Origin of the sequence: Paenibacillus sp. MCAF9 (assembly GCF_052114265.1) — a bacterium.
Classification (GTDB): domain Bacteria; phylum Bacillota; class Bacilli; order Paenibacillales; family Paenibacillaceae; genus Pristimantibacillus.
In genome coordinates this window covers 386,316-411,858 of sequence record NZ_JBFREL010000001.1, presented here as the reverse complement: position 1 = coordinate 411,858, position 25,543 = coordinate 386,316, and the positions used below count along the sequence as shown (strand labels likewise).

The window sequence follows — 25,543 nt, the reverse complement described above, 5'->3', positions numbered from 1 at the left end:
CAGTTAAATTTTTTTCACTAGAAATGTGAACACGCCGTTTTCTTCCGTATGCTGCACGAGTTCATGGTTTGTTTTTCTAATCCAAGCCGTAAAATCATTTAAAGAACCTTTATCGGTTGATAATACCTCCATAAATTGTCCAGGCTTCAATCCATCCAGTGCTTTTTTTGCTTTTACGATTGGCATCGGGCAAGCTAGCCCTTTGGTATCAACGATTAGATCAGCTTTCATTATTCATATCCTCCTTTAATTATCGTGAACGGCACAACGATTGGGGCCGATTTCCATTGCGCGCTGCTCTTCTTCGTCAGGTGTGATTTTCCCCATATTCGTTTGGCGTATTTCTTGGTAAGCGTTCGGATGCTGCGGCAGATTGTTGGTCACCATGCTGCGAAACGCAGCTTCATCCGATATTTGCAAGCCTGTATTGTTTTTATATACATCGGATAAAACAGCTGCTACCCGCCCATCTTCTCCAAGCTCCGAGAACTTGCCGAAGTGTGCTGGAAGTACAATTAAATCCTGAGACAAATCCGGATAACGACTATATAACGTTTGACGAAGATCACCAACCCAATCTTCAGCGAGTCCAGCTAGATCTGGTCGTCCAATGGATTCAATAAATAAAATGTCACCAGTTAGCAAATACTGATCATCTACTATAAATGATGTACTGCCGATCGTATGACCAGGTGAATAAATGGGTTGTATTTTTAATGTGGTATTGCCTACCTCAATATCGTGACCGTTCTCAAGTTTCGCGTATTCAAATGTGACTTCTGCTGCATCTTTTGGAGGAAGCCAGTACGTTGCAGATTGTTGTTCTGCAAGCTTACGGCCGCCCGAGATATGATCCGCATGAAGATGGGTATCTATCGTATGCATAATGCGATACCCATTGTCCTTCGCAAATTGCTCCAACACATTCGTCATTCTAGGGGCATCTACGACAGCAGCTTCACCGTCTGATACGATCATGTAGGACAAACAGCCTTTACCCATTCGTACAAACTGAAAAATAGTACCGCCTTGGCGCAAATCGCCAATTTTTACGGGCTCCAAATGCTCGCTCCACGACTTCATCCCGCCCTTCAAGTAATAAACATTAGACCTGCCTGCTGCCACGAGCTGCTCTCCAACAAATATAGAAGAACCTTCTTTGGCGCATACAACCAGCACTTTTTTGTCTATTGGAATTTGTTCGATTATCTCCTCTACTCCCTCTAGCAGTTCAAAGTACGGAATATTGAGAACCTCTATTCGACTTCCTTCAATTTTCCAATTCGCAAAGTCGCTTTCACTACGTACATCAAGGATGAAGAAATCTTCTTTTTTGCTTAAAATAAGTTTTGCTAGCTGCCCGGCACTCATTTCATTTAACTGGTTTGATGAACTCACGGTGTATTCCTCCTACTATGATGAGTGAGTGGTATTACTGTACATCATTCTCTAGTGGTCCTTCCCATTCGGACATACCTGGCAAGACATTGTACACGAGTTTGAACCCTTTATCAGCTAATAGCTGGCAAGCGATATCGCTGCGGGTGCCAGTGCGGCACACGATATAAAGCTCCTGATCAGGATCGAGTTCACTCGTTCGAATATCAAGCTCTCCTAACGGAATTGATTTGGCTCCAGGGATGTGGTTAAAAACATACTCTGCAGACTCACGTACATCTAAAATCATCATGTTCTCATTTGAAATAAGCTTCTTCATCAAATCTCCGTTGTTCATTGTCTTCAAATATTTGATTTCTTCTTTTATTTCATTCGGGTTGGATTTTCTAAGGTAATGCTTCAATACCTCGCCCTCCGTAAGCGTACCTAAGTATTGATGCCCCGCATTTCTGCTCCACCCTTGGATGTCTGCCAAAGATCCTTTGTCCGTAGCAACTACTTCAATGACTTGTCCAGAAAGAAGCTCATTCATTGCTTTTTTCGTCTTGATGATGGGCATAGGACAAGCCAAGCCTTTGCAATCTATTGTTTTGTCTGCTTGAATGTGATTCATCATTTCTTGAACCTCCTTTGCGTTTATTAATAAATCATTTGAACAACATACCCATGGGGGTATCGAAAAAGGCGAAAAAAATGACGCCGTACATATACCCCTATGGGTATGAGGCGTTGATAAAAATATACATGTTTTAAATGCAGATGTCAACGTGGCATCACAAAAAAAAAACCGCCATTCAGCGGTCTCTTAGTAATCTCTTTCTTTATCCCTTTTTCTTCTTTCCTGATCTCTCTTCAAAGCACGCCTCAATTCATCTTTGTTTAGATTTCTTTTAGGCAGCTTTCCGTTTATTTCAAATAATAAAATAACAATCATCGTTAGCAGTAAAACGACTATAAACCCCATCTCTTTCCTCCTAGGATAAAGCTATACTGGGCATTGCTCTGAAAATTAAAAGGTGAAATAAACAATGAAAGATCTACTCTTTTTACCAACGGACTCAGATCGCATAATGGAAGCATAAGCATTGATTGGTAAGAGGAGGAATGGATCATGTTGTTTCATTACTATGTAACAGAAAGTTTATGGAGGGATCAGCAGCAAGCTTTAGATAAGCGAATTCGAAGAGGGGATTTTATTGATTGTGATATCAAAGCAGCTTCACCCGATAAATCAATGATTAAAAGATGGTTATTGACACGTAAAAAAAAAGGGGTTAATCCTCAAGTATGAAGATTAACCTTATTGGCAATTAGGACGAACGATTAATCATCCAGCAAGGATTTCACAAAACGTAGGGCGAACAAAATGATATTAACCAAATCAAGATAAATATTAACGATCATCAGTGGAATATCTTTGTCTTCAAAACCTTCCTTGGACATACGGCTAAAGTCATAAAGTGTATAACCGATGAAAATGAGTAATCCAAAGCCGGCATAAATGGTCTCCATCATCCCTCCGAAAGGGAAAATAAATTGCATAAGACCGATAACGATGAGCCCAATTAATGATGCGAACAAAAATCCGCCGAGAAAGCGGAAATCCTCTTTGGAGTATGTAGCGTAGATCGCAAGGCCTGCATAAACGAGTACAGCAACGGCAACGGTTTGAATGACGACCGATGTACCCATGGAGGCGATATAATAGCTTAAAGAAAACTGCAAGGTTGCACCAGATACAATCATAAACACGTACATCAGTGAGTAGCCAATTGCTGTTGATTTACGCAAAAACATGATGGCAATGATTAATCCAATCTCGACAATAAACAGTGGGATTCGTGCGGCACTGGGAAGCATTGTTCCTATGTACATGCCGCCTACTGAAACAATTAAGGCAAAGAAAAAGGTTAGCATTAATTTTTGCATCGGTTTACCATAACCGCTTGACTGTGTATAGCTCATCTTATTTTTCTCCTGTCATCCATATTTATGGATCAATAATAGCATGAAAAGCATGAATACAAAATGTTCTTTTTATTTTTTCATAATGGATCTCGTCCATGCGATATGTAATCCGGCTCTTTCCATATTATGTTGACTGCTTGACCCGAAGCTAGCCTGTGCTACGACGAGCTCACAGCCTGCAAGATGCGCTTCATGTAGACGCCTGCTTAATAGTGCTGTTTGCAGCCCTTGATTTCTAAATGCAGGGGCAGTAGCCGCTAGAGCACACGAGGCGATTCCATCCTCATTCATATGCATGACACCTACACCTGCAGGTATGTCATTTAAATACGCTAGATAGATTTTCCACCCTTTTCGATTCAGTAAACCAATATTATTATTAACAAAATGGTGTTTATCGGACAATGACATGCCTGATCCTAGGCAATGGATTTCAGCATAATGATCGAACACCTCCTCTGTAACGACTTCCGAAATCGTGATATGAGGAGGCAAAACAGGTTTATCTTCACTTGGCAGTCCATAAAGAACAGAATGAAAGCCATTTTGTCGAAAACCGAGCTCTGCCAATTTCCCAAACAGAGCAGCTGTGCATTTTATAGGATCCAAATCAATTTGAAAGCTTCTGTCTCTTGCTTTATAAAACTTAATAATCTCCTCCAGCTTGTCGCTGTCCTCATCGCCCAAACCTTTTACCGAATTAAAAATGCTCCAAGGCATGGTTCTTATATAGTAAGCTACAGCTTGGCCATAATGATTACTCTCAACTCCTTCAGGATTGCCTAGTCTCTCCCCTATGGAACTAATTCTTGATGTAAGATATTCCATTTCTGATTGCTGTATTCGTTTAATCAACACTTCATTCAAAATGGGAAGTTTCATCTCCATCCATCCTTGCGCATTATAATGGGATTCATTTGAAAGGTGAAATCTGCATTAACATTCATAAAGAACATTTCCTGTCTGTGATAAGTCATAGCCGGAAATAGCTGCAAGCTCCTGTTGAAATGAAGCGGATTTCAGAATTTCGATAATCAAGTTAATGAGATCGCTATTCTCCGAATTTTTCATAATGACAAGATCATAACGTTCACTAACTAAAGGAATAAAGTCCACTCCGTTTACGATCGCTGCTGCTTTTTCTATCCCAACTCCAACATCTGCCTCGCCACCCGCCACTTTGGCTGCAACGCCTAAATGATTTGTAAGTTCGTCCTCATAGCCGAGAAGCTCACGTGCCGAAATACGATGCAATCGAAGCTGTTCATCTAACAATACACGAGCCCCGGAGCCTTTTTCTCTATTAATAATACGTAAGTCCGGCTGAACAAGATCGCTCCATCCTTTTAGGTTTCGCGGATTCCCTTTTTGGACAAATAGCCCAGCTTTCCTAGATAGCAGATTAATAACAACGTATGACGAACCGACGAGCAGCTTACGTATGTACGGAATATTGTATTCGCCCGTATCGCCGTCTAACAGATGGGTGCTTACGACATCGGATTGCCCATTATACATGGAGATCAAACTATCTAGACTGCCGGCATTAGACCGCAGTGGGCGCAGTGCGTGTGTATATTTCTCAATATGCCTTCCGAGTATGTCGAGGCTGATGTCTTGTCCTGTGATGACAATGGAGCGAGCCCCAAGGCTGTGGCGTGCTGTGCTTGCAGCATCTGGTTGAACAATTAAAGCGTCACGCAAGCTTTGCTGGTTCCCCTTCGAGCGCTGCTTATAGGCTTCTAAATCAGAAGCGTCCACTCTCATTTGTTTACCTACTCGGTATGAGGCCAAATCCCCTTTTTTGATAAGATCATAAACGGTTAATTTGGATATTTTGAGCAGCTTAGAGATTTCCTCTGTCGTATAGGAAATATTTTCAGATATGTTAATCACCTCTTAAGGATTGTATGCAGTAATCATTATTGTAGCATAAACAACGGAAATACTGTGGTGATTCGCTTTACAAATCTATTTCCTTCACCTTATAATCGGAAAATGGATTATATCTATTTATATCTAAACATAACGAAAGAGGGTATTAAATGATTAATTTTCTTAAAAAAAGCTATGTTTTATTGTATTTGGTTATGTTTATGGTCGTTGTAACGGCCTGTGGTTCGAATCAAACGAATCAACAAAGCTCCACCAATCAACCAGAAGTAACAGCAATTAGCACGGAAACACCTGCTGAAAATGTTGATTTAACGATTTCGGCAGCTGCAAGTTTAACGGATACGTTAAAGGAAATTGAAACACAATTTAAGGTAATTCACCCTAATGTAAAACTGAATTTTAACTTTGGCGCTTCAGGCGCTCTTCAGAAGCAGATTGAAAATGGTGCGCCTGCGGACCTTTTCCTCTCAGCTGCTTCCAAAAACATGAAGTCACTAGTAGATGCGAAGCTGATTGCTGAGGATAGCCAAACCAATCTCCTCTCTAATGGTCTCGTGCTCGTCACTTCAAAAACGTCAAAAACGCAGCTTGCAAAGGTTAATGATCTGTTGAACGCTGATGTCAAAACGATTGCAATTGGCATCCCAGAGAGCGTACCGGCTGGAAGCTATACGAAAGAAGCCTTGGAACAAGCAAAGCTATGGGATAGCTTGCAACCGAAGGTTGTTCAAGCGAAGGATGTCCGTCAGGTTCTTCAGTACGTTGAAACAGGCAATGCAGACGCGGGTTTTGTTTATAAGACTGACGCTTTAACATCAGATAAAGTCAATATTGTCCTTACCGTTGATCCTGCAACATACACGCCGATCACCTATCCGATTGGTATCGTTACAGCAACAAAGCATCTTCCAGAATCGAAGCAATTTTATGATTATCTTCAAACGGCAGAGGCAATGGCTGTGTTTGAAAAATTCGGTTTTTCGAAGCCATAATGCATGTAAGAAAAAGCAGTACTTAAAAAAACCTCTATTCTTCCACTGGGAAGAACGGAGGTTTTTTGCTTATGTCTGCTATTTTATTAGGGGTTTAAAATAAGCTTAAGGCCTTCAATTTTGAGCTGATCCATACGAATAACCCAGTTTTTAATGGATTCACAAGTTTCTTCGTCTAGATTAAGAAGCTCTTTCATATCCTTTGTTAACTCTTTTTCATCGTCATTGTAGTCGCCGTCAGCGAATATGAGAAGCAGAATTTCTGCGAAAAAGATTTTTTTTACATGATCATCATTAATATTTCCTAGTATATCTGCTAACTGCTTTTCGGATGAAAAGCTTATTACGGCTTGCTGCATATCCATCTCTTGCATATACGATTGAAGAAATCCTTGTTCTTTCTTGTGAATGAACCCATCAGCATTTGCTGCAAGATGTGCTAATTCGAGAAATGCTTCTTTTTGCTCCTTGGTTTGTAGAAAATGTAAAAACATAAGGTCCACTCCCTTCATTCGAAAATATTTACTCATACTCTTATTCGACATGATTTGACTATTTCCTACTTGCTGCTTATCTTTTCTATTTCATTAAATGTTTTGTAGCCTACTATTTTGTTTAGTTTTATATCAAAAGGATGGTGGTCTTCATGAAACAAAAATTCAACACGATGCAATTTATAAAATGCTTATACAGCCGTTTTCGTGAGGATGATGTGCCTGCGCTTGGCGCACAGCTGACGTATTATTTGATCTTATCGTTTTTCCCCTTTCTTATATTTATGGTAAGCTTGCTTAGCTTTATCGAAATGTCTGGCGATAGCGTGATCGCAGAGTTTATTCGCCTTCTACCTGCAGAGGCAAGTGATACAATTAGCGGAATTCTTGCTGAAGTTGTAGATAACAGCAGCGGAACACTGCTGTCATTCGGTATGATTGCAACAATTTGGTCTGCTTCAAACGGTATTAATGCGATTTTAAAAGGGTTGAACAAAGCGTACGATGTTGAGGAAAAGCGGCCGTTTTGGAAGGTACGCGGTATTTCACTGCTATCAACCATTTTTTTAGTCGTCGTTATTGTTTTGGTCATGGTTACGCTTATTTTCGGTAAAGCTATTGGCGAATACTTATTTAAGTGGCTTGATTATCCAAATGGATTCGAATGGATTTGGAATGTATTGAAGTATGTAATACCAATTTCCGCAATGACAGCCGCCTTTTCCTTGCTTTATTGGATTGTTCCTAACAGAAGGCTGAGCTTAAAAGAAGCTGTGCCAGGTGCTTTATTTGCAACGTTTGGTTGGATTGCGACTTCGCTTGTTTTTCAGTTTTATATGAACAATTTTGGCAACTATTCGAAAACATACGGCAGTCTTGGCGGAGTAATCATCCTGTTGATTTGGCTCTACATTAGCTCTATCCTCATCATGCTTGGCGGTGAAATCAATGCTACGCTTGCTTCAGCAAAAAGCAAAATTCCACCCAATAACTCGGCTAGACATCGTTTTCGCATTCCGCTTAATCAGAATAAGGATATTAAAACGATAACATAAGTGGGAAATTTACAGCCTTGTACAAATACTGGGCGATTATTAACCTTAAATGGATTATAGGCATATGCTGAACAATCTGATTTTGAGGAGTAATGCTGCATGTATCAAATTGAACAAAACACGATTAACTACGCATATCCATACTCGGATGTTTTCGCAACCAGTGTAAGATTGATGCAGAGCGAACAGCCGCTCACTTTTGTTCTCGTTCATGGCTCCTGGGCGGATGCGAGCTTTTGGAATGGCATCGGTTATGAATTAACCAGTATGGGCCATACCGTGTTCGCGCCTGAATATCCTGGGCATGGTGCAGATCCTAATAAAAACGTCACTCATGAAATGATAAGTCATTCTGTAGCTGCTTCTATTGCGTCAAGAAATCTTCAGCAAATCATACTTGTGGGTCACAGCTTCGGAGGCTCCGTCATCCAAAAGGTTGCAGAGCTCATTCCAGAGCGTATTAGGAGGCTCGTATTTTTGGATGCTTTTGTATTAAACGACGGTGAAATGGTCGCCGATGAATTCCCAGCCCCAGTAAAAGCTAGTTTCCAGCAGCTTAGGGAAAACTCGAAGGATGATACGATCATGCTGCCATTTTCGCTGTTTCGTGAAACATTTGTTAATTTGGCAAGCCTCGGCTTAGCGGAGAAAATGTACAGTATGGTAAGTCCAGAACCAGCAAAACCTTTTTACGAAAAACTCGATCTTAAAGTATTTTATAGCTTGAATATGCCGAAAAGTTATATTTTTTTAACGGAGGATAATGTTCTTCCACAGTACAACAGCGAATATGGATGGCATCCGCATATGTCCAATCGACTTGGCTTGTTCCGATATATCCAAGGTCATGGCGATCATATGTCAACAGCAAAGACGCATCCTGAGATGCTTGCTCATCGTATTTATGAAGCTGGACGAGATTAAACGGATAAATCAGAATGAAGAAAATATAAAAGTTATTTCAAAAGCATCAAGTGAAACATAAAAAGCGCGTGCCGATTTAATATCGGCACGCGCTTGTTGTGTTGCTTTCTCTCATAATTGTAAAAGGTTATTTAAGGAACGAATTGCTGGACGATGCGTACGATTTCCCCGTTCTTGATCGTCATATGATAAGGAAAGCTCTTCATATCGAAGTCGTCTTCCGTATTGATGAGTTCAATAAACTTTTTAACTGAAATCGGTTCATTCCAAACAATATCTGCATCATTAATATTGCCCGTTCGATTATAGATTTGCATAAGCACCTCAGCGTTATCGGCTATCGGTAAGTCACGCAAGGTTTCATCATCATTCTCAATGTAATAACCATCTGGCGGGGCATCTAGCCCAGAATCCTTTTCACGCTCAAGGAAAATCTTTGTCGCTGCATCACCCTCGTACCAATCGATTTGGTCGATAGATAATGTGTAATGATTATTTTCCCCTTTTGTCATTGCAACGTAGCCAGTTATCATATCCGGTGTTTGTTCTACCGGTGTATATTCACGGCCTCCCGCCGGCGCAAAGCTAAAGGCCGTGAGACAAGCTATCGCAACAGTTGCGATCAATACATATTTTTTCATAGCGCAGACGCTCCTTCTATATGGTATATATTCTTATTCGGCTTACTTATACAATATAACGAAATGGGGGTGCAGAAAGTTACAGAAAAGCTACAAAAAAAATAGATTTTAAAAAGAAAAACCTGCGCTGTACGCAGGCATTCACCTAAATAACAAATAGTTCCATAAACTGCTGTACGGGCGTGTTCTCTAATACGTTTTGGTCTTGGCAAAGCTCTAATATCGCTTGTATTTGCTTGGATGGAAACCTGCTCTTCAAACTGGCATCAAACTTCGCAAACAGAAGCGGTATGGCTTCCTGACGTCTGCGCCGATGACCTATTGGGTACGCAATCTCGATCTTCTCAGAGGATGTTCCGTCTTGGAAAAACACTTGAATGGCATTGGCAATCGAGCGTTTATTAGCATCCAAATAATCATGTGAGTAAGTGATATCTTCAGTCGTAACCATTTTCTTGCGAAGCTCATCGATACGACTGTCACTTGCATAATCATCCTCATAATGATCGGCAGTTAAATGTCCATGAATCAGACCAATTGCAACCATATATTGAATGCAATGGTCACGATCCGCGGGATTATGGAGCGGTCCTGTTTTGTCGATAATTCGCAGTGCGGACTTATGTGTAGTAATGATTATTTTATCAATTTCATGCCATCTGTCCTTCACACTCGGGTGCAGCAAGATAGCAGCCTCCACCGCGGTTTGGCCATGGAATTCAGCGGGGAAAGATATTTTAAACAATACGTTTTCCATGACATAAGCTTCAAAATCCCGTTTAATGGACAAGGAATTCCCTTTAAACAGCACATCATAAAATCCCCATTCCGGCGTAGTTAGTGCAGCGGGATAACCCATCTCTCCTTTTAGCGCCATCAATGAAAGCCTAAGCGCGCGAGCTGTGGCATCGCCGGCTGCCCATGACTTTCTCGAACCTGTATTTGGCGAATGACGATAAGTACGAAGCGGATGACCATCAATCCACGCATTGGATAAAGCATCAATAATTTCATCTGTCGTCCCGCCTAGCAGCGCAGTCACTACAGCAGTTGAGGCAATCTTTACGAGAATAACATGATCGAGCCCTACGCGGTTAAAGCTGTTTTCAAGTGCAAGAATGCCTTGAATTTCATGCGCCTTGATCATAGCCGTAAGCACATCTCTCATGACAAACGGCGGTTTGCCCTCGGCTATGTTTTTCCTGCTTTCATAGTCCGCAGCAGCTAGTATAGCTCCAAGATTATCTGATGGATGGCCCCACTCCGCTGCAAGCCAAGTATCATTGTAATCGAGCCAGCGGTTCATACATCCAATGTTAAATGCAGCAGTGATCGGATCAAGCTGAAACGAAGTTCCAGGAACACGAGCTCCATTCGGAACAAGAGTTCCCGGTACGGTCGGGCCTAACAGCTTCGTGCACTCGGGATACCTAAGCGCTAACAACCCGCAGCCAAGCGTATCGATGAGACAATAGCGAGCGGTATTGTAAGCTTCTTCGCTAGTTATCCTATAATTGGCAGCATATTGTGCAATATCAACCAACACTTGATCCGGCTTTGGCCTATCATTACTCATTAAAGTGGACATTCGTTTCGCATCCTCCTCCTCATTTAGGATCGTTGCTCGATAGGCAGCCAAGGCAGCAAATCACAGCCTATATAATCAGCATTTGGACGAATGATTCGATTGTTTGCACGTTGCTCAATGATATGGGAAGCCCAGCCGCTGGTACGAGAAATAACGAAGATCGGTGTAAAAAGTGAGGTTGGAATGCCCATAAATCGATAGGCTGACGCACTGTAAAAATCCAAATTAGCAAATAGTTTTTTCTCTTGCAGCATTATTTTCTCTATAGACTCGGAAATTGGATAAATGATTGAATTCTCAGCCCCTGCAGAGAGTCTATTTGACCAGTATTTAATAATATCGGATCGTGGGTCAGATACAGAATAAACACGATGTCCAAAGCCCATAATTAATTTTTTGTCCTTCAGCATTTGTCTAATCCCGATCTCGGCTTCGCTCACGCTGCCGAATTGTTCAATCAGCTCCATCGCGGCTTCGTTGGCACCACCGTGAAGAGGTCCGCGGAGTGTGCCGATGCCAGTCGTAATGGCGGAATACATATCTGATAAAGTAGATGCAGTAACACGTGCTGCAAATGTAGAAGCGTTGAATTCATGCTCCGCATACAGTACAAGTGAAACATCAAAAGCTTTCTCATGAAGCTCGTTCGGGCGTTGATCATGAAGCAGCTGCAGAAAATGTCCAGCAACACTTTGTTGATCGGTCTCTGTATCAATCCTTCTCCCACTCTTCTGATAATGATACCAATATAATAAAATAGAGGCGCTGCAGGCTATTAATCTATCAGCGATGTGGTAAGCGTCACGCTCCTCATTTTCTGGTTCGAACGCAGCTAACGCCGAAACCCCCGTACGAAGCACATCCATTGGGTGTGTGCTGCTCGGCAGCTGCTCCAATATGTTCAATACACCTGCTGGCAGTTGTCTAAGAGACGCAAGCTTCTCCCTGTAATCTTTTAACTGGACATCACTTGGCAGTACTCCATATAACAGTAAAAAAGCAGTTTCTTCAAAGCTTCCATGAAGGGCGAGATCATCAATCGAATAACCTCGATAGGTTAAGCCCTTTCCCGCTTTCCCGACTGTCGAAATCGAGGTCTGTCCCGCTATAACGTCGGCGAGACCGCCTTGTTTTTTAGTTGTCATGACGGTTCTCCTCCTCTTTGACTCCATAAAGCTGATCCAGCTTCTCTTCGTAGCTCAAATAATCGAGGAAATCATAAAGCTCTGCTCTAGTTTGCATAACATTTATGACATTTTTCTGTGTTCCTTCTTGTTTTATCGTTTCATAGACATGAAGAGCTGCTGCTGACATTGCGCGAAAGGCAGATAACGGATAAAGAGCTAAGCTGACACCTGCATGCTCAAGCTCTTTTAGCGTATACAGCGGAGTTTGCCCGAACTCCGTAATGTTTGCGAGTATAGGAACCTTCACCGCATCAGCAAAGGCTTGATAATCCTCAAGTTTTGTTATTGCCTCAGGGAAAATCATATCTGCTCCGGCCTCCACACATGCGCATGCCCGTTCAATTGCAGCTTCTAATCCCTCAACCGCAAGCGCATCCGTGCGAGCCATAATGACAAACTGATCATCTTCTCTTGCGTCTGCAGCTGCTTTAATCCGATCAACCATTTCCTCCTTGCTTACGATTGCTTTGTTAGGGCGATGCCCGCAGCGTTTAGCCATGATTTGATCTTCAATATGAACGCCGGCGGCTCCCGCACGGTTCATCAGCTTAATCGTTCGCGCAATTTGGAAAGCTCCTCCAAAGCCCGTATCCACATCTACGAGCAGTGGCAGCTCTGTAACACTCGTTATTCTTCTTACATCCTCAAGACAATCCTGCAGCGTTGTAATCCCAAGATCAGGAAGACCGAACGACGCATTAGCAACACCTGCACCAGATAAATACAAAGCGCGAAACCCTGCTCTTTCCGCCATCATTGCCGAAAAGGCATTAATAGCGCCTGCGATCTGCAAAGGCTTCTCGACTTGAAGCGCCTCGCGAAATCGCGCTCCGGGAGTATGACCCATCTCGCCACCGCCTTTTTAGAAATCATAATGATTTGAGTATTTTGCCGCTGATAACGATTCGGTGAATTTCGTTCGTTCCCTCGTAAATTTGAGTGGCTTTCGCATCTCGGAACAGTCGTTCTATCGTTGATCCTTGCAGGCAGCTGTCTGATCCGAGCATTTGCATAGCCTGGCTAGTCACTGCAACTGCTGTATCAGATGCGAACATTTTGGCCATGGATGCTTCCTTCGTACAAGGCAAACCTTCCTGATGCAAATACGCCGCGCGATAAACGAGCAATCTCGCTGCCTCTACTTTAGCTGTTATGCCAGCGAGTTTAACTTGCTGATGCATTGCCTTCTGATCTGGCTTTATCAACATTGCAGCCTTCGGTTGGAAGCGGTCATTTAGAATGTTTAGCGCAGCTTGCGCAATTCCGAGCGCTTGGGCGCTGATTCCGATACGTCCGCCATCAAGGGAGCCTTTGGCTATGGAAAAGCCTTTGCCTTCTTCGCCAAGTCTATGGGAAACGGGTATCCTTAATTGATCAAATATAAGCTCACAAGTATTCGATCCGTGCAAACCTAATTTTTTTTCTTTTCTTCCGATCGTTAGCCCTTTTGTTTCACTTTCAATAATAAAAGCGGTAATGCCGTATGCCCCTTTGCTTGCATCAGTCACTGCAAATGCAACATAAACATTGGCTGCGCCGGCATTCGTGATAAATACCTTTGATCCGTTCAGAACATAATATTCTCCGTCTAATACTGCTGTTGTTCGAATAGAGGATGCGTCCGAACCCGCGTGAGGCTCTGTCAAAGCGAACGCGCCTAAGCGCTCACCCGAAGCAAGCTCGGGAACATATCTTGATATTTGAGCTTGCGTACCATAATGCAGGATCGGCAAAGTGCAAACCGAAGTATGAACGGACAAGATGACGCCAAGCGCCGCGCTTATCTTTGATATTTCGTTAACCGCAGCAATGTAGGAAATAAAATCGCAGCCTGCTCCTCCCCATTGCTTAGGAATTGGAATGCCCATAAATCCTGCTTGTGATAGTTTTTCAATGAGAAGGGTGGGAAATTGATCAAGTTGCTCCATGATCGGCACAACGCTGGCTACTTCTGTCTCTGCAAAACGTCGTACTGCTTGTTGCAGCTCTAACTGTTCCTTTGAAAGTCGGAGTTCCATCGCCCGTCTCCCTTCGGATATACCTATCCCTTCTCATTCGAGTACACATAAAAGCCGCGTCCTGCTTTCCTGCCTAGCCAGCCAGCCTGCACATATTTGCGCAGCAGCGGGCATGGTCTATACTTTGAATCGCCGAATCCGGCCTGCAGTGTCTCCATGATAGCTAAGCAAGTATCGAGTCCAATAAAGTCGGCAAGCGTAAGCGGACCCATCGGATGGTTCATGCCAAGCCTCATCACTTGGTCTACAGCATCAGGCTTAGCGACCCCCTCATACACCGTGTAAATCGCTTCATTTATCATAGGCATCAGAATTCGATTGGAGACAAAGCCAGGGAAATCTTGAACCTCAATCGACGTTTTTTTGATTGTGTGTGTCAATGCTTTTATTTTTTCAAATGTATCACTCGAAGTCTCAAGTCCTTTAATAATTTCGACTAATGGCATAATAGGTACGGGGTTCATGAAATGCATGCCGATTACACGCGATGCTCTTTTTGTTGCTGAAGCTATCTCTGTAATCGATAACGAGGACGTATTGGTAGCCAAAATGGCATTTGGTTGACAAATTTGATCAAGCTTCTCAAAAAGCGCTTTTTTCATCGCTATATTCTCTGGCGCAGCTTCAATTATTAGATCAGAGCGATTGGCGCACATTAAGTCTGTCGAAGGTATAATGGATTTTATGGTCTGAGTTCGATCAGCCTCGCTAATATTTCCTTTGGCAGCAAGTCGAGCCAGCGAAGAATTAATTGTGGCAATCCCCCTTGCCACGGCAGCTTGCTCAATATCGTAAAGTGTTACCTGCAACCCATTTTGCGCTAATGTCTGTACAATTCCGCTGCCCATTTGTCCAGCTCCAATTACTGTAACGGTTTGGATAATCATGAGCACCCCCTTTGCCTTAGCCCTCCACCTGAATGAGCATGGCATCACCCTGGGCTCCGCCGCTGCAGATGGCAGCAATGCCTAAACCGCCGCCGCGGCGCTTAAGTTCGTAAATTAAAGTGAGTAAAATTCTTGCGCCGCTTGCACCGATTGGATGTCCAAGCGCAATCGCACCGCCATTTACATTGACCTTCTCCTCATCCCAGCCTACTATTTTCCCGCAGCTTAGGATGACGGAGGCAAATGCTTCGTTCACCTCAAATAAATCAATGTTTTTTAAAGGAATGCCCGTTTTTCGCAATAGCTTTTGGATTGCAAGCGCTGGCGCAGCAGCTAAATTAGGAGCACTCGCACCAATGGTGCTATGTCCGATAATTTTGGCAAGCGGCTTGTGTCCGCCTCGTATCGCTTCTTCCTCCGACATGAGGAGCATAGCGGCGGCGCCGTCATTCACACTAGGAGCATTCCCAGCCGTAATCGTACCGCTCGGACCATGAATCGGTTTTAGCAGCGCAAGCTTCGACAAATCCGTATTAAAACGTGGTCCTTCGTCGATGGCCAAGATAGCGTTTGCAGAAGTGTAGTAAGGCTCAACTTCATCCTCAAATAATCGCAGATTTGCCGCAGTGCTCGCTCGGTCATGACTCCTTAATGCCCATTCATCTTGTTCCATTCGGCTAATATTATGATCTGATGCAATTTTGTTGCCATAAACAGCCATCAGTACATCTTCGAAAGGACAAAGCAAACCATCATGAATCAATAAATCCGTCAGTTCGGCATTTCCCAGCTTGTTTCCCCATCTAGCCGTTCGAACAGCAAATGGGGCTTGACTCATGCTCTCCATTCCACCAGCTAATATTATGTTTGCATCTCCAGCACGTATGACCTGATCTGCCATAGAGATGGCTCGCAAGCCCGAAGCACAAACTTTGTTAATCGTTTCCGCTGGAACGCTCCAATCGATCCCGGCAAGAATGGCAGCTTGTCGAGCTGGATTTTGACCGCAGCCTGCTTGAAGCACCAGTCCCATCATGACGGCATCAGCTTGACTTGCGTGTATGCCTGCTTGCTGCATGGCTCCTTTAATTACGGCAGCGCCCAGATCAACGGCTTTCTCATTTTTGAACATGCCGCCTAGCTTTCCGAATGCTGTTCGTTTCCCTCCTATAATAACGGTCTGGCGCATGGTGATATACCTCCTACTCCTTCAGCATCCGATGGATGCAATCCACTTCCATCCCGCCCATACCAAGCCCCGTTTCCACACATTTTGCATCCCTTAAAAAACGTTCCATCCGATATTCTTGCATATAGCCATAACCGCCAAATATTTGTACAGCCTCAATCGCAACGGCAACAGCCATTTCTGCCGCGAACTTACGCGCGATGGCGGCTTCCTTTGCAAAGCTTAAGCCTTCATCCTTGCGCCACGCCGCTTGATAAGCGAGAAGTCTGGCTGCTTCCAGCTGAGTTGCCATATCTGCAAGCTTGAAAGAGATGCCTTGCTGCTTTCCAATTAAATGACCGAATTGCTTGCGCTCCTTGGCATAGGCAGCTGCAGCCTCAAAAGCTCCTTGGGCAATGCCAATGGATTGCGCAGCTGCACTCAAATGCCCGATATCGATGGAATTCAAAATGATTTCAAACCCTTGACCATCTTTTCCGATTTTGTTTGTCTCAGATAACTCATATTTATCCAGCTTCACATTTGAAATGTGGAAAGAACGCAATCCCATCGTTCTTACTCGCTGCCCTATTTGCCATCCAGCTTTACTCGTTTCTATTAAAAATGCTGTACATGGCGATTTCTTTCGTTCTAACTCCGTCTTTGCAATAACAATGCAATAATTCGCAAAATCTCCATGAATGACACATGTATGCTCGCCGCTTAACTCCCAGTGATCTCCTCGTCGACGTGCTGAAATGCTGCTGCTCAATCCCTCGTTCCCCACTACTGTCGATGGCAGAGCGCATCCACCCAGCTTTGCACCTTTTGCGAGGTCCTTAAGATACAAAGCTTTTAAAGCGTCGCCGCCAAAAGTGAAAATCGGCATAGCAGCATAAACCGTATGGGCGGCAAGCTGAGCAGCTGTAGAAGCGCAGACACGAGCCAGTTCTTCTATTACAATAATGAAAGTCATCCAATCGCTGCCGGCACCGCCATTTAAGTCATCAATAGGTATGCCTGTTATGCCAAGCTTAGCCAATTGGTCAAATAATGATCGATCAAACTGCTCCTTCTCATCACGTTCGACTGCTCTAGTTGCAACCTCGCTTTCTGTAAATTCCCTTAACACTGCGCGAGTCATTTCCAGCTCATCGGATATAGAAAATTGCATCTCACTCCACTCCTTCTTAGACGAGGCATGGTTAGTGGACAATGTTCGACGGTATCCGCACGTATCGTAGTATATGAAGACAGACCGCTGAAACATGACTTCGATCTCCCGCCATATATGCAGCTTATCTTTAACATTTGAGCTCGGATAAACAAAAAAAAGCCAACCCCATTAGGTTGGCTTATACTATGTTTTGCTGTGAGCTATACACTTTGTTGAGTAATTACTCCACCCGGTTCGAAGGTCAGCAGCTTTGTAGCGATTTTATCAATGAAGAAACGATCATGGCTTACGGTGAGTACTGCTCCAGGGAAATGAATTAACGCCTGCTCCATCACCTGAATGCTGGTCAAATCCAGATGATTGGTAGGCTCATCCAAAATGATTAGTTCGGCGCCGGACAGCAAACATTTTGCGAGTGCCACACGTGCCTGTTGTCCGCCGGATAAGCTTCCGATCACTTTTTGAAGGTCTGCTTCCGAGAACTGCAGCATAGAAAGAAACTTATTCACTTTCTTGCGAGGGGCATTAAGTCCAAGGCCATAGATGTTTACTGCATGGCTTACCGTATCCTTCTGATCGAGCTCGTCCCACATGCGATTGAAATAGGCGTAGCTTACGCCTTTGCTAAACTGCACGGCACCTGAATCAGCCGGTTCTTGTCCTGTTAGCACTTTAATTAAAGTGGATTTTCCGCTGCCATTTGAACCGATAATAGCAATCCGGTCTTCCTTCTGGATATCAAAGCTGACATCTTGAAAGATAACACGCTCAGCATAGTTTTTGCTTATTGCATCGACAGTGCATAAGTTGTCTGGAAAACGCAAATTTTCATAAATATCAGTAATCAGAACGTTTACAGGATGCGGCTCTACTCTTTTCTTCATATCTGCCAGCTTCCGCGACAGACGATCTTTGGAAGATTTCCTGCTCGAACGGTTGTCGATTTCCTCCGCTTCCATAAGCAGAAGCTCCTCTTCCCATTCGAACTGCCGATCAAGTTCTTTTTTGCGCAGCTTCTTCTTCCGAATATAATCGGTATAATTGCCTTCGTATTCTTGAAAATGATAATTTTCAATCTCAATGGTACGAGTCACTACCCGGTCAATAAACTGCCGATCATGAGATACCAAAATCATTGTGCCGCTAAAGCGATTTAACCATTGCTCCAGCCAAGCAAGACCTTCGAGGTCTAGAAAGTTCGTCGGCTCATCAAGAAGTACGACGTCAGGCAGCTCAATTAACATTTTGGCTAGTGCGGCGCGGTTGCGCCAGCCGCCTGACAATTGATCGATAGGCTGTTGACGCGATTGCTCATCAAATCCAAGCTTAGTGAGTACGGTATCGATCTCTACAGCAGCATTCCAGCCATTATGATGCTCCATCTGCTCGAAGAGATCTGCTTGACGATTCAGCAGCTGATCCATTTCATCAGCATCAACGGTAGTACCAAGCTTTTCTCCGATTTCCTGAAGCTCGCGTTCGATGCTCCAAATATGCTCATAACAAAGCTCCAGCTCTTGTTTGACGGAACGATTGCCGCTCAGCTCTGTGAACTGTGAGAAGTAGCTCACCTTGACCTTCGGATCAACCTCTACCTTCCCTGCCGTAGGCTCTTCTCTGCCTAAAATAAGTTTAAATACGGTCGATTTTCCTGCGCCGTTACGGCCTATAAGACCGATTCGTTCCCCTTTGTTTATACGAAAATAAATATCTCGAAAAATAAGTGTATCTTCATACTTTTTCGTTACGTTCTCCAACCGAATGACGCTCATGTCGCTCACCTCTGTATATGGTTGTAAACCACTTTCGGGTGATGTGTCAAGCTAAGTGAAGCATACATCTATTAGACAGCATTTACAGCAGCTTCACTGTACCATTGGCATAACCTACGATGACATTCGTTGCCATACCAATAAACAGACCGTTATCGACGACACCAGGGATGAGATTCAATGTATGTTCCAGCTGTTCTGCTTGCGAAATAGTACCAAACTGACAATCTACAATATAGTTGCCATTATCCGTTACAAACATTTGATTTTCTTTCGTTCTAATACTCGTCTCAGCTCCAAGATTACGCAGTTTTCTTATTGTCATTTCGTAACCAAACGGAACGATTTCTACCGGGAGCGGGAAACGTCCCAATTGCCCGACATGCTTGCTTTCATCTACGATGATAATTAGCTGCTTACTGGCGGCAGCTACGATTTTCTCTCGGAGCAGCGCGCCTCCTCCGCCCTTGATTAAGTTCCATTCGTTATTTACTTCATCTGCGCCGTCAATTGTCACATCAATTTGCTCAATCTCTGCGAATGGAAGCATTGTAATGCCAAGCTCTATCGCAAGCTCTTCAGAAGCTCTCGACGTAGCAATTGCTTTAATCGATAGGCCTTCCTTTACTTTTTGGCCGATTTTTTGAATCGCCCAATAAGCGGTTGATCCTGTTCCTAATCCCACGACCATTCCGTCCTTAAGAAACTCGACAGCTTTTTCGGCGGCTAATTTTTTTGAGTCCATTTATACAGCTCCTTCACTTAATCAATCGTATTTTGTAAAAAAATATTGTACTCACTATATTAATGGAGAGTCATCTCAAATGAACGCTATTTATGTCGTTAATTATTAATTTTCACATGCATCAACCGACAAACATCACATCACGAATCTGATAGACTAGCAATTAGGTTGTCCCACCACAGAATAGGAGCGCTGATTATGCACACAATTTCGAATGAACATTTTACGAATGAAACGATTGCTTTTGACGGATTTAGCTTTATCGGATGTACCTTTTCGAACTGCGTTATCATTATCACTACACTGGACTTTAATTTTGAACGATGCTCTTTTTATGATTCTTCCCTGCACGTCAACCCGAAACTTCCCATATTTGCGATCTCTCACAAGCTTTCACAATCTACTTATGATTCAGACACGAACTGTTATCAGAACGATTATAAGTATCCCCAAACCGTTGTAGAATTGCCGGAAGCCGTCCATCGCTGATTCGGTTTAATTTTTCTAAACATACTATTCCCTAATAGGGAATGCAAGTCTGTAATCATAGGATGCCCTATAAAAAAAATCGCGCTTCTTATCGAAGCGCGATTTTTTGTGCTATTCCTTAATCTAGTTAACTATTCGACTAGCCAATCGTTCGATTCTCAGCACAAGCTCCTGCATATGAAATGGCTTAACGACGTAATCATCTGCACCGATTTGGAGTGCATTGACGATATCAGAAGTATTATTGCGAGCCGTCAGCATGACGATCAGCAGCTGTTGTTCAGGATAATTGAGGCGCAGCTCCTTTAATACTTCTAATCCGTCCAAATCAGGCATAGAGCCATCGAGCAGTATAATAAACTTTTCACTCTCTTTGTACCAGTTGGAGGATAAGAATGTTCTACCGTCTGCATAGCCTTCTGCTTTTACCTTCGTATGATTCGTAGGTTTCCAGTTAAAAAACCGATTGATGATAATTTCTCGGATTAATGGATCATCATCAACGACAATGATGTTTAATATCGATTCGTTTTTGGAATGGATTAACGCCTTGGAATAAACAACCGTTTGGTTTCTTCCTCCGCGTTTCCCACTGTATAAAGCTTGATCCGCTTCATCTACCAGTGTAGCAGAATGGCTATTAAGTTCCGTTATTTCCGTGATTCCTGATGAAAATGTGACTTGGAAGTTAGAATCACTCGTTTGAAATTTAATAGCATTAAATTTAGTGCGTAGACGCTCCATAAGAAAAGCCGCTTGAACTGCATCCGTGTTCGGTAAAATGAGAGCAAATTCTTCCCCGCCATATCGACATAAAATGTCTCTTGGTCTGATCGCATGTTGTGTAGTTGCCACAAAGGCTTGAAGCACCTCATCCCCTTGAAGATGACCATAGGTATCATTTACAAGCTTGAAGTAATCCAAATCAATCATAACGAGCGAGAAAATATCGTTTGAGCGCTTAAAGCTGTCGATATGCTGCCGCATCATTTGATTGAAATGCTTGCGATTGTAAGCGCCTGTTAACTCATCAATAATGATCGAGCGTTCCCAGTCCATCTTCATCGCAAATCGATTGTCGATGAGAGCCTTAAGCAGCTCAACATCAAACGGCTTGGCAAGAAAGTCCATCGCACCGGATCGATAGGCGTTAACTTGATTTTCGACGGATACATTCCCGCTGACCATAATAATCGGAATATGCTGCTGCTTCGCCTTATCAACGATTTGATTAAGAACATACATGCCGCTTCGATCGGGCAACACGATATCAAGAAGGATGAGATTAGGCTTCCATTCGTAGAACAGCTTTAAACCGCGCTCCGCATTCAGAGCAATGCTTACTGGATAATCATTTTTCTCTAAAACTTCTTTGACATAGGTTACAAATTCAACATCATCATCAATGACAAGTACACGATTGTGATGCTTTGAATGATCATCAAGGGAATCGGCCTGACCCTCATTTGCATTGTCGAGTCCGTCTAGCAGCTGCAGTACTTGAGGAAACATGGCCGTTAGTGGCAGCAAATGCTCTGACCACTCCTCGCGTATGTACGTTTTTTTGCTTTTTTCAGAAAATAATTGTTCTTTGGATTCCGAAAACTTTTCAACCTCACGCAGCCCAATTGTACCGCTTGTCCCTTTAAGATTATGGAAAAATCGATGAATATCTTGTTCCTCAACTTCTGTTTGATTGGACCAATCATCGATAGTCTGTGTAATTCGCTGTTGAATCAGCTGTTTATATTTTTCCGTCTTCATGAAAATGGGCTCCCCCAATTATCGCAGCAAACGAGAGATTGCTGCACTTAGTCTGCCAGGTAAATAGGGTTTCACAAGGAATTCATTAATTCCCCATTGTGCAGCTTTTTCTTTCTCTTCGAAGGCGCTCGAAATGATGATTGGCGTATTTAGCAATACATCGGATTTCTTGATTTTGCTAATAATATCCCAGCCGGTAATTCCTGATTCCAGCATCAGATCGATGACCACGATATCCGGTTTGAGCTGTTCAATTGCATTCATAGCCAATCCACCTTCTGTGAACAGGTGAACATGAAATCCACTAGACCTCAATTCATCACGGAGTAAAGTGGACAAATTAAGGTCGTTTTCAATCAGCATCACTTGAATCGACGTCTCAGAAGAAGTATTTTCCTTCAACTCATCGTTTTGTATTCGTTCTTGCTGCTTAGCCAGTGGAAGCGTCACGATAAAGGTACTTCCATGTCCGAACTCGGAAAAAACCTCTATTTTGCCATCATGCCTTGTAACAATCTCTTTTACGATTGCTAAGCCTAAGCCAGTCCCGCCAATTTCTCTTCGATCTGAATTATCGACACGATAAAACTTGTTGAAGAGATTAGGCAGTGCATCCTTTGGAATGCCAAGTCCCTGATCTTCTAAACGTATGACGATCATATCTTTGTTAATGCTGCTAAACAAAGTGATTTGTCCGCCATTTGGCGAGTATTTAATTGCGTTGCTCAATAAATTAATGAATACCTGAAGCATTTTATCTTTATCTGCAATTACAATTGCTTCTTGTGCATCATTTTGCCATGTGATTTGATGGATGCTGGTAGACATTTGCTGCATGTCGATGGCTTCTTTAATTAATGGCGTTAACGATGTGCTTTTCATTTCATATGTTTGTTTACCTGATTCCATTCGTTGCAAATCTAAAAAGTCATTAATTAACGTCGTTAATCTTCTTGCTTCTTGATAAATCGTCGATACATATTTCCGCTGGCGCTCCGGCTTCAGTTCCCGGTGAAGCAGCAGCTCTGCGAATCCAAGCACACTTGCAAGCGGCGTCCGCAGCTCATGACTAACTGTACTTACAAACTCAGATTTCATCCGGTCAACCTCGTACTCCTTCGTGATGTCACGGTGAACGAGCAATAACCCGAATTGTTGACCATTGCGGTACAAGGGCTCGCAATAAATTTGAATGAATTTTCTTTCTGGTTCTGTAATTTCATAGTTCATGCTGCGCAAGCCATTATAATGTCCATTTGAGATAAGCCCAGTCATAAATTGAAGCAACGGTTCAGATTCAACAACAGAGGATTGGACAAAACCTTTGAATTGCTCAAAAGGCATATTGATTGTTCCTTTTTCATGATTGAAAAATCCGAATATCTCAGCCATTTTGTGATTAATTTGAAGCGTGCTGCCATCTAGATCAAGCAATTGGATGCCTTCTTGAATGGTGTTCAGTATATCTCCAGTCATCAAGCGCTGCTTCTCCGACAGCTCGTACAAATGCAGTTTATCGAAGGCTAATGATACTTGTGTCATCATGCCAACGATCTCTTCTTCCTCTTGCTTCGTAATCGTACGATTGACCTTCGTAATAACTAGGCAGGCTACCATTTCTTCTGATGCATTCAAAATGGGCAAGATTAAATCGGTAGCCTTCATAGCAGAATCGTGATATCCCTGTTCGCCTAGTGAACATTCACGAATCATACTGTATGCTTGTTTGGTCTGTGAGGCACGTAATACGATGCCATCTTCCATTTGCTCAATAAACTGTTTGGCTGAAGCATTGGAAATCCCTACAGATGCGCAATCATGCTCTCTATTCATCATCACAATTAAGCCTTTATCGGAATCGGTGATAGCGACAATATTAGAAATGATGCTTTGCAGCAGCTCTTGTTTATCGAGGGTATTAGAGAGGGATTGTACAAGCTGGTTGCGCTTCTCCAAATATTTCTCATTTTGCTCCATTACGCCTACGGCGATCTGCAGTTCCTCTTGCTGCGCCTGCAGCTCATCCTGCTGCGCAATAAGTTCTTCGTTTTGAGCGAGAAGCTCCTCTTCTTTGCTTTGGATTTGCGTCATCATTTTCTTAAAGGTTCGTGCCAGCTCTCCAAGCTCATCTTCTCTTGTGAGATCCTCCGGCTCCGAATATTCACCATTCGCGAACTCACGAGCGTGGTTCGTCAATCTCATGAGCGGCACGCCAATATCTCTAGCCACTTTTCTCGTAATAAATGAAGATATAATTAAGATAAGAATGATGTAGCCTATTAATATAACGGCTTGAAGCGTCAAGCTGCGAAATAATTCATCGTTTTTTTGCTCAGCAAGCAGCTGTACTTGTTTCTCAAAATCACGTGAATAGCTAATTAGTTTATTTACAGGGTTATCCTCACCTGCGGATACGAGGACGCGAAGCGCTTCATAATTTTGAGCTTTTGAATATTCGATAGCTTTAGGCAAAATGTTTTCAAAGTAATCGACGAAAAAGGACTCAATATTGTTCATCACTTCTTGTTCCGTTGCATTAATCGGATAAGTCTTGATTTTTGCTAGAGATTGATCGAGCAGCTTCTTCTCTGAAAAAATCTGCTTATATTCGAAATCTGTCAAATAGACATAGTAGCCGCGGGCTCTCAAAATAATATCATTGGAATGATCGGCAATTTGCGCGACAAGCTCTTGTTTCTCTCTCATTTGAACCGTTTCGGACTCATAATTTTTCAATATAATAATCGAGCTTGTCAGCACGGTAACAGCCCCAATAAGAATAAGCGATAAAGCGAGCACCATCATCGCTACGAACTGTCGTGTAATTCTTTTCTTATAGAAGAGACGCAGCTTACCCACGTAACATCTCCTCTACCTTATCGATTAGCTCAAGCGGACTGAAGGGCTTAGACATAAAGCCATCGGCGCCAGCAAGCAGCACTTTCTCTTGTTCGGATTGCTGGCTTTTCGCTGACAGCATAAGAATGCATGAATGCTTGCGATCCTCCAGCAGCCTTGTTTTCTCAATGACTTCAATACCTGTCATCTTAGGCATCATGTAGTCAAGAATAATTAAATCAAAGTTAGTGTCCACAATTTTTTGTAACGCTTCTTCCCCATCAACCGCTTCCTCGAGCGCATAACCTTCATCTTCGAGCGTATCCATAATAAGCATGCGCAGAACCGGCTCGTCTTCTGCAATTAATAATGTTTTCATTTTCTAATCCTCCACTGCCATTTGTTCTTGTGTTCATTCGACATCTATCGTCAAAATTGCATCCATTAACCATTCGACGTTCGACAAAAAATCCCTTTTAAAGGTTTGTCTTAGTTTTGTCAATCCTACTTTTTTCTCAATAATGACAACAAAAAAAGCAGAT

Annotated in this window: 26 protein-coding genes; 5 read left to right on the top strand and 21 right to left on the bottom strand. The window is 42.9% G+C overall.

Annotated elements, in window-relative coordinates; all coding sequences use genetic code 11:
- Positions 1–3: 3 nt before the first annotated feature.
- The 4 genes from AB4Z45_RS01925 to AB4Z45_RS01910 form a co-directional block, all read right to left on the bottom strand.
- Positions 4–231 (bottom strand): sulfurtransferase TusA family protein, encoded by a 228-nt coding sequence (locus AB4Z45_RS01925; protein WP_339209356.1) that lies wholly within the window; start codon positions 229–231, stop codon positions 4–6.
- Positions 232–246: 15 nt separating this feature from the next.
- Complete coding sequence (locus tag AB4Z45_RS01920) at positions 247–1,371, bottom strand: MBL fold metallo-hydrolase (protein ID WP_441907850.1); 1,125 nt, start codon at positions 1,369–1,371, stop codon at positions 247–249.
- Between the two features lie 61 nt (positions 1,372–1,432).
- Positions 1,433–2,011 (bottom strand): sulfurtransferase TusA family protein, encoded by a 579-nt coding sequence (locus tag AB4Z45_RS01915; RefSeq protein WP_441907849.1) that lies wholly within the window; start codon positions 2,009–2,011, stop codon positions 1,433–1,435.
- A 192-nt stretch (positions 2,012–2,203) separates the two neighbouring features.
- On the bottom strand, positions 2,204–2,362 hold the full coding sequence (locus AB4Z45_RS01910; protein ID WP_441907644.1) for a hypothetical protein: 159 nt from the start codon (positions 2,360–2,362) through the stop codon (positions 2,204–2,206).
- Between the two features lie 147 nt (positions 2,363–2,509).
- Between AB4Z45_RS01910 and AB4Z45_RS01905 the strand changes: the two genes are divergently transcribed.
- Positions 2,510–2,689 carry a hypothetical protein gene (locus AB4Z45_RS01905; protein ID WP_441907643.1) on the top strand — a complete coding sequence of 60 codons (180 nt, stop codon included), beginning with the start codon at positions 2,510–2,512 and terminating at the stop codon, positions 2,687–2,689.
- Between the two features lie 32 nt (positions 2,690–2,721).
- Here AB4Z45_RS01905 and AB4Z45_RS01900 read toward each other — a convergent pair whose 3' ends face one another.
- The 3 genes from AB4Z45_RS01900 to AB4Z45_RS01890 form a co-directional block, all read right to left on the bottom strand.
- A complete protein-coding gene (locus tag AB4Z45_RS01900) occupies positions 2,722–3,363 on the bottom strand; it encodes a Bax inhibitor-1/YccA family protein (RefSeq protein WP_441907642.1) in 642 nt (213 codons plus the stop codon).
- 72 nt (positions 3,364–3,435) lie between these two features.
- Positions 3,436–4,248, bottom strand: coding sequence for a GNAT family N-acetyltransferase (locus AB4Z45_RS01895; protein ID WP_441907641.1), 813 nt, complete (start codon positions 4,246–4,248; stop codon positions 3,436–3,438).
- 54 nt (positions 4,249–4,302) lie between these two features.
- Positions 4,303–5,253: a substrate-binding domain-containing protein gene (locus tag AB4Z45_RS01890; protein ID WP_441907848.1), complete on the bottom strand. Its 951-nt coding sequence runs from the start codon at positions 5,251–5,253 to the stop codon at positions 4,303–4,305.
- A 158-nt stretch (positions 5,254–5,411) separates the two neighbouring features.
- On the opposite strand from AB4Z45_RS01890, the gene modA reads away from it, so the two are divergent.
- Entirely contained in the window at positions 5,412–6,254 is an 843-nt protein-coding gene (modA, locus tag AB4Z45_RS01885) for a molybdate ABC transporter substrate-binding protein (protein ID WP_441907640.1), read from the top strand.
- Positions 6,255–6,340: 86 nt separating this feature from the next.
- Here modA and AB4Z45_RS01880 read toward each other — a convergent pair whose 3' ends face one another.
- Positions 6,341–6,748, bottom strand: coding sequence for a TerB family tellurite resistance protein (locus AB4Z45_RS01880; RefSeq protein WP_430059109.1), 408 nt, complete (start codon positions 6,746–6,748; stop codon positions 6,341–6,343).
- A gap of 152 nt (positions 6,749–6,900) precedes the next feature.
- Between AB4Z45_RS01880 and AB4Z45_RS01875 the strand changes: the two genes are divergently transcribed.
- Positions 6,901–7,803: a YihY/virulence factor BrkB family protein gene (locus AB4Z45_RS01875; protein ID WP_441907639.1), complete on the top strand. Its 903-nt coding sequence runs from the start codon at positions 6,901–6,903 to the stop codon at positions 7,801–7,803.
- A 99-nt stretch (positions 7,804–7,902) separates the two neighbouring features.
- Positions 7,903–8,727, top strand: coding sequence for an alpha/beta fold hydrolase (locus AB4Z45_RS01870; RefSeq protein ID WP_441907638.1), 825 nt, complete (start codon positions 7,903–7,905; stop codon positions 8,725–8,727).
- A 131-nt stretch (positions 8,728–8,858) separates the two neighbouring features.
- On the opposite strand, the gene AB4Z45_RS01865 is transcribed toward AB4Z45_RS01870, so the two are convergent.
- From AB4Z45_RS01865 to rpiA, 10 genes are all read right to left on the bottom strand, one after another.
- Entirely contained in the window at positions 8,859–9,368 is a 510-nt protein-coding gene (locus AB4Z45_RS01865) for a hypothetical protein (protein WP_441907637.1), read from the bottom strand.
- 145 nt (positions 9,369–9,513) lie between these two features.
- Complete coding sequence (locus AB4Z45_RS01860; RefSeq protein ID WP_441907636.1) at positions 9,514–10,956, bottom strand: bifunctional 2-methylcitrate dehydratase/aconitate hydratase; 1,443 nt, start codon at positions 10,954–10,956, stop codon at positions 9,514–9,516.
- Positions 10,957–10,979: 23 nt separating this feature from the next.
- Positions 10,980–12,101 carry a bifunctional 2-methylcitrate synthase/citrate synthase gene (gene prpC / locus AB4Z45_RS01855; protein WP_441907635.1) on the bottom strand — a complete coding sequence of 374 codons (1,122 nt, stop codon included), beginning with the start codon at positions 12,099–12,101 and terminating at the stop codon, positions 10,980–10,982.
- Entirely contained in the window at positions 12,091–12,990 is a 900-nt protein-coding gene (gene prpB / locus AB4Z45_RS01850; RefSeq protein WP_441907634.1) for a methylisocitrate lyase, read from the bottom strand. The genes prpC and prpB overlap by 11 nt, the downstream gene beginning before the upstream one ends.
- 22 nt (positions 12,991–13,012) lie before the next feature.
- On the bottom strand, positions 13,013–14,161 hold the full coding sequence (locus AB4Z45_RS01845) for an acyl-CoA dehydrogenase family protein (protein WP_441907633.1): 1,149 nt from the start codon (positions 14,159–14,161) through the stop codon (positions 13,013–13,015).
- A gap of 23 nt (positions 14,162–14,184) precedes the next feature.
- On the bottom strand, positions 14,185–15,048 hold the full coding sequence (locus AB4Z45_RS01840; RefSeq protein ID WP_441907632.1) for a 3-hydroxybutyryl-CoA dehydrogenase: 864 nt from the start codon (positions 15,046–15,048) through the stop codon (positions 14,185–14,187).
- A 16-nt stretch (positions 15,049–15,064) separates the two neighbouring features.
- The gene (locus AB4Z45_RS01835; RefSeq protein ID WP_441907631.1) at positions 15,065–16,237 is read right to left on the bottom strand and encodes an acetyl-CoA C-acetyltransferase; all 1,173 of its coding nucleotides are present in this window, start codon (positions 16,235–16,237) and stop codon (positions 15,065–15,067) included.
- Positions 16,238–16,250: 13 nt separating this feature from the next.
- Positions 16,251–17,390, bottom strand: coding sequence for an acyl-CoA dehydrogenase family protein (locus tag AB4Z45_RS01830; protein WP_441907630.1), 1,140 nt, complete (start codon positions 17,388–17,390; stop codon positions 16,251–16,253).
- A 203-nt stretch (positions 17,391–17,593) separates the two neighbouring features.
- Positions 17,594–19,165: an ABC-F family ATP-binding cassette domain-containing protein gene (locus AB4Z45_RS01825; protein ID WP_441907629.1), complete on the bottom strand. Its 1,572-nt coding sequence runs from the start codon at positions 19,163–19,165 to the stop codon at positions 17,594–17,596.
- Between the two features lie 82 nt (positions 19,166–19,247).
- Positions 19,248–19,910, bottom strand: coding sequence for a ribose-5-phosphate isomerase RpiA (rpiA, locus tag AB4Z45_RS01820; protein ID WP_441907628.1), 663 nt, complete (start codon positions 19,908–19,910; stop codon positions 19,248–19,250).
- A gap of 198 nt (positions 19,911–20,108) precedes the next feature.
- On the opposite strand from rpiA, the gene AB4Z45_RS01815 reads away from it, so the two are divergent.
- On the top strand, positions 20,109–20,399 hold the full coding sequence (locus tag AB4Z45_RS01815) for a hypothetical protein (protein ID WP_076265938.1): 291 nt from the start codon (positions 20,109–20,111) through the stop codon (positions 20,397–20,399).
- 123 nt (positions 20,400–20,522) lie between these two features.
- On the opposite strand, the gene AB4Z45_RS01810 is transcribed toward AB4Z45_RS01815, so the two are convergent.
- Genes AB4Z45_RS01810 through AB4Z45_RS01800 form a run of 3 tightly spaced genes read right to left on the bottom strand, consistent with a single transcriptional unit; the run spans position 20,523 to position 25,380 of the window.
- The gene (locus AB4Z45_RS01810) at positions 20,523–22,163 is read right to left on the bottom strand and encodes a GGDEF domain-containing response regulator (protein WP_441907627.1); all 1,641 of its coding nucleotides are present in this window, start codon (positions 22,161–22,163) and stop codon (positions 20,523–20,525) included.
- An 18-nt stretch (positions 22,164–22,181) separates the two neighbouring features.
- Positions 22,182–25,022 carry an ATP-binding protein gene (locus AB4Z45_RS01805; RefSeq protein ID WP_441907626.1) on the bottom strand — a complete coding sequence of 947 codons (2,841 nt, stop codon included), beginning with the start codon at positions 25,020–25,022 and terminating at the stop codon, positions 22,182–22,184.
- Positions 25,015–25,380 carry a response regulator transcription factor gene (locus tag AB4Z45_RS01800; RefSeq protein ID WP_441907625.1) on the bottom strand — a complete coding sequence of 122 codons (366 nt, stop codon included), beginning with the start codon at positions 25,378–25,380 and terminating at the stop codon, positions 25,015–25,017. Before AB4Z45_RS01800 ends, AB4Z45_RS01805 begins: the two co-directional genes overlap by 8 nt.
- Positions 25,381–25,543 lie beyond the last annotated feature (163 nt).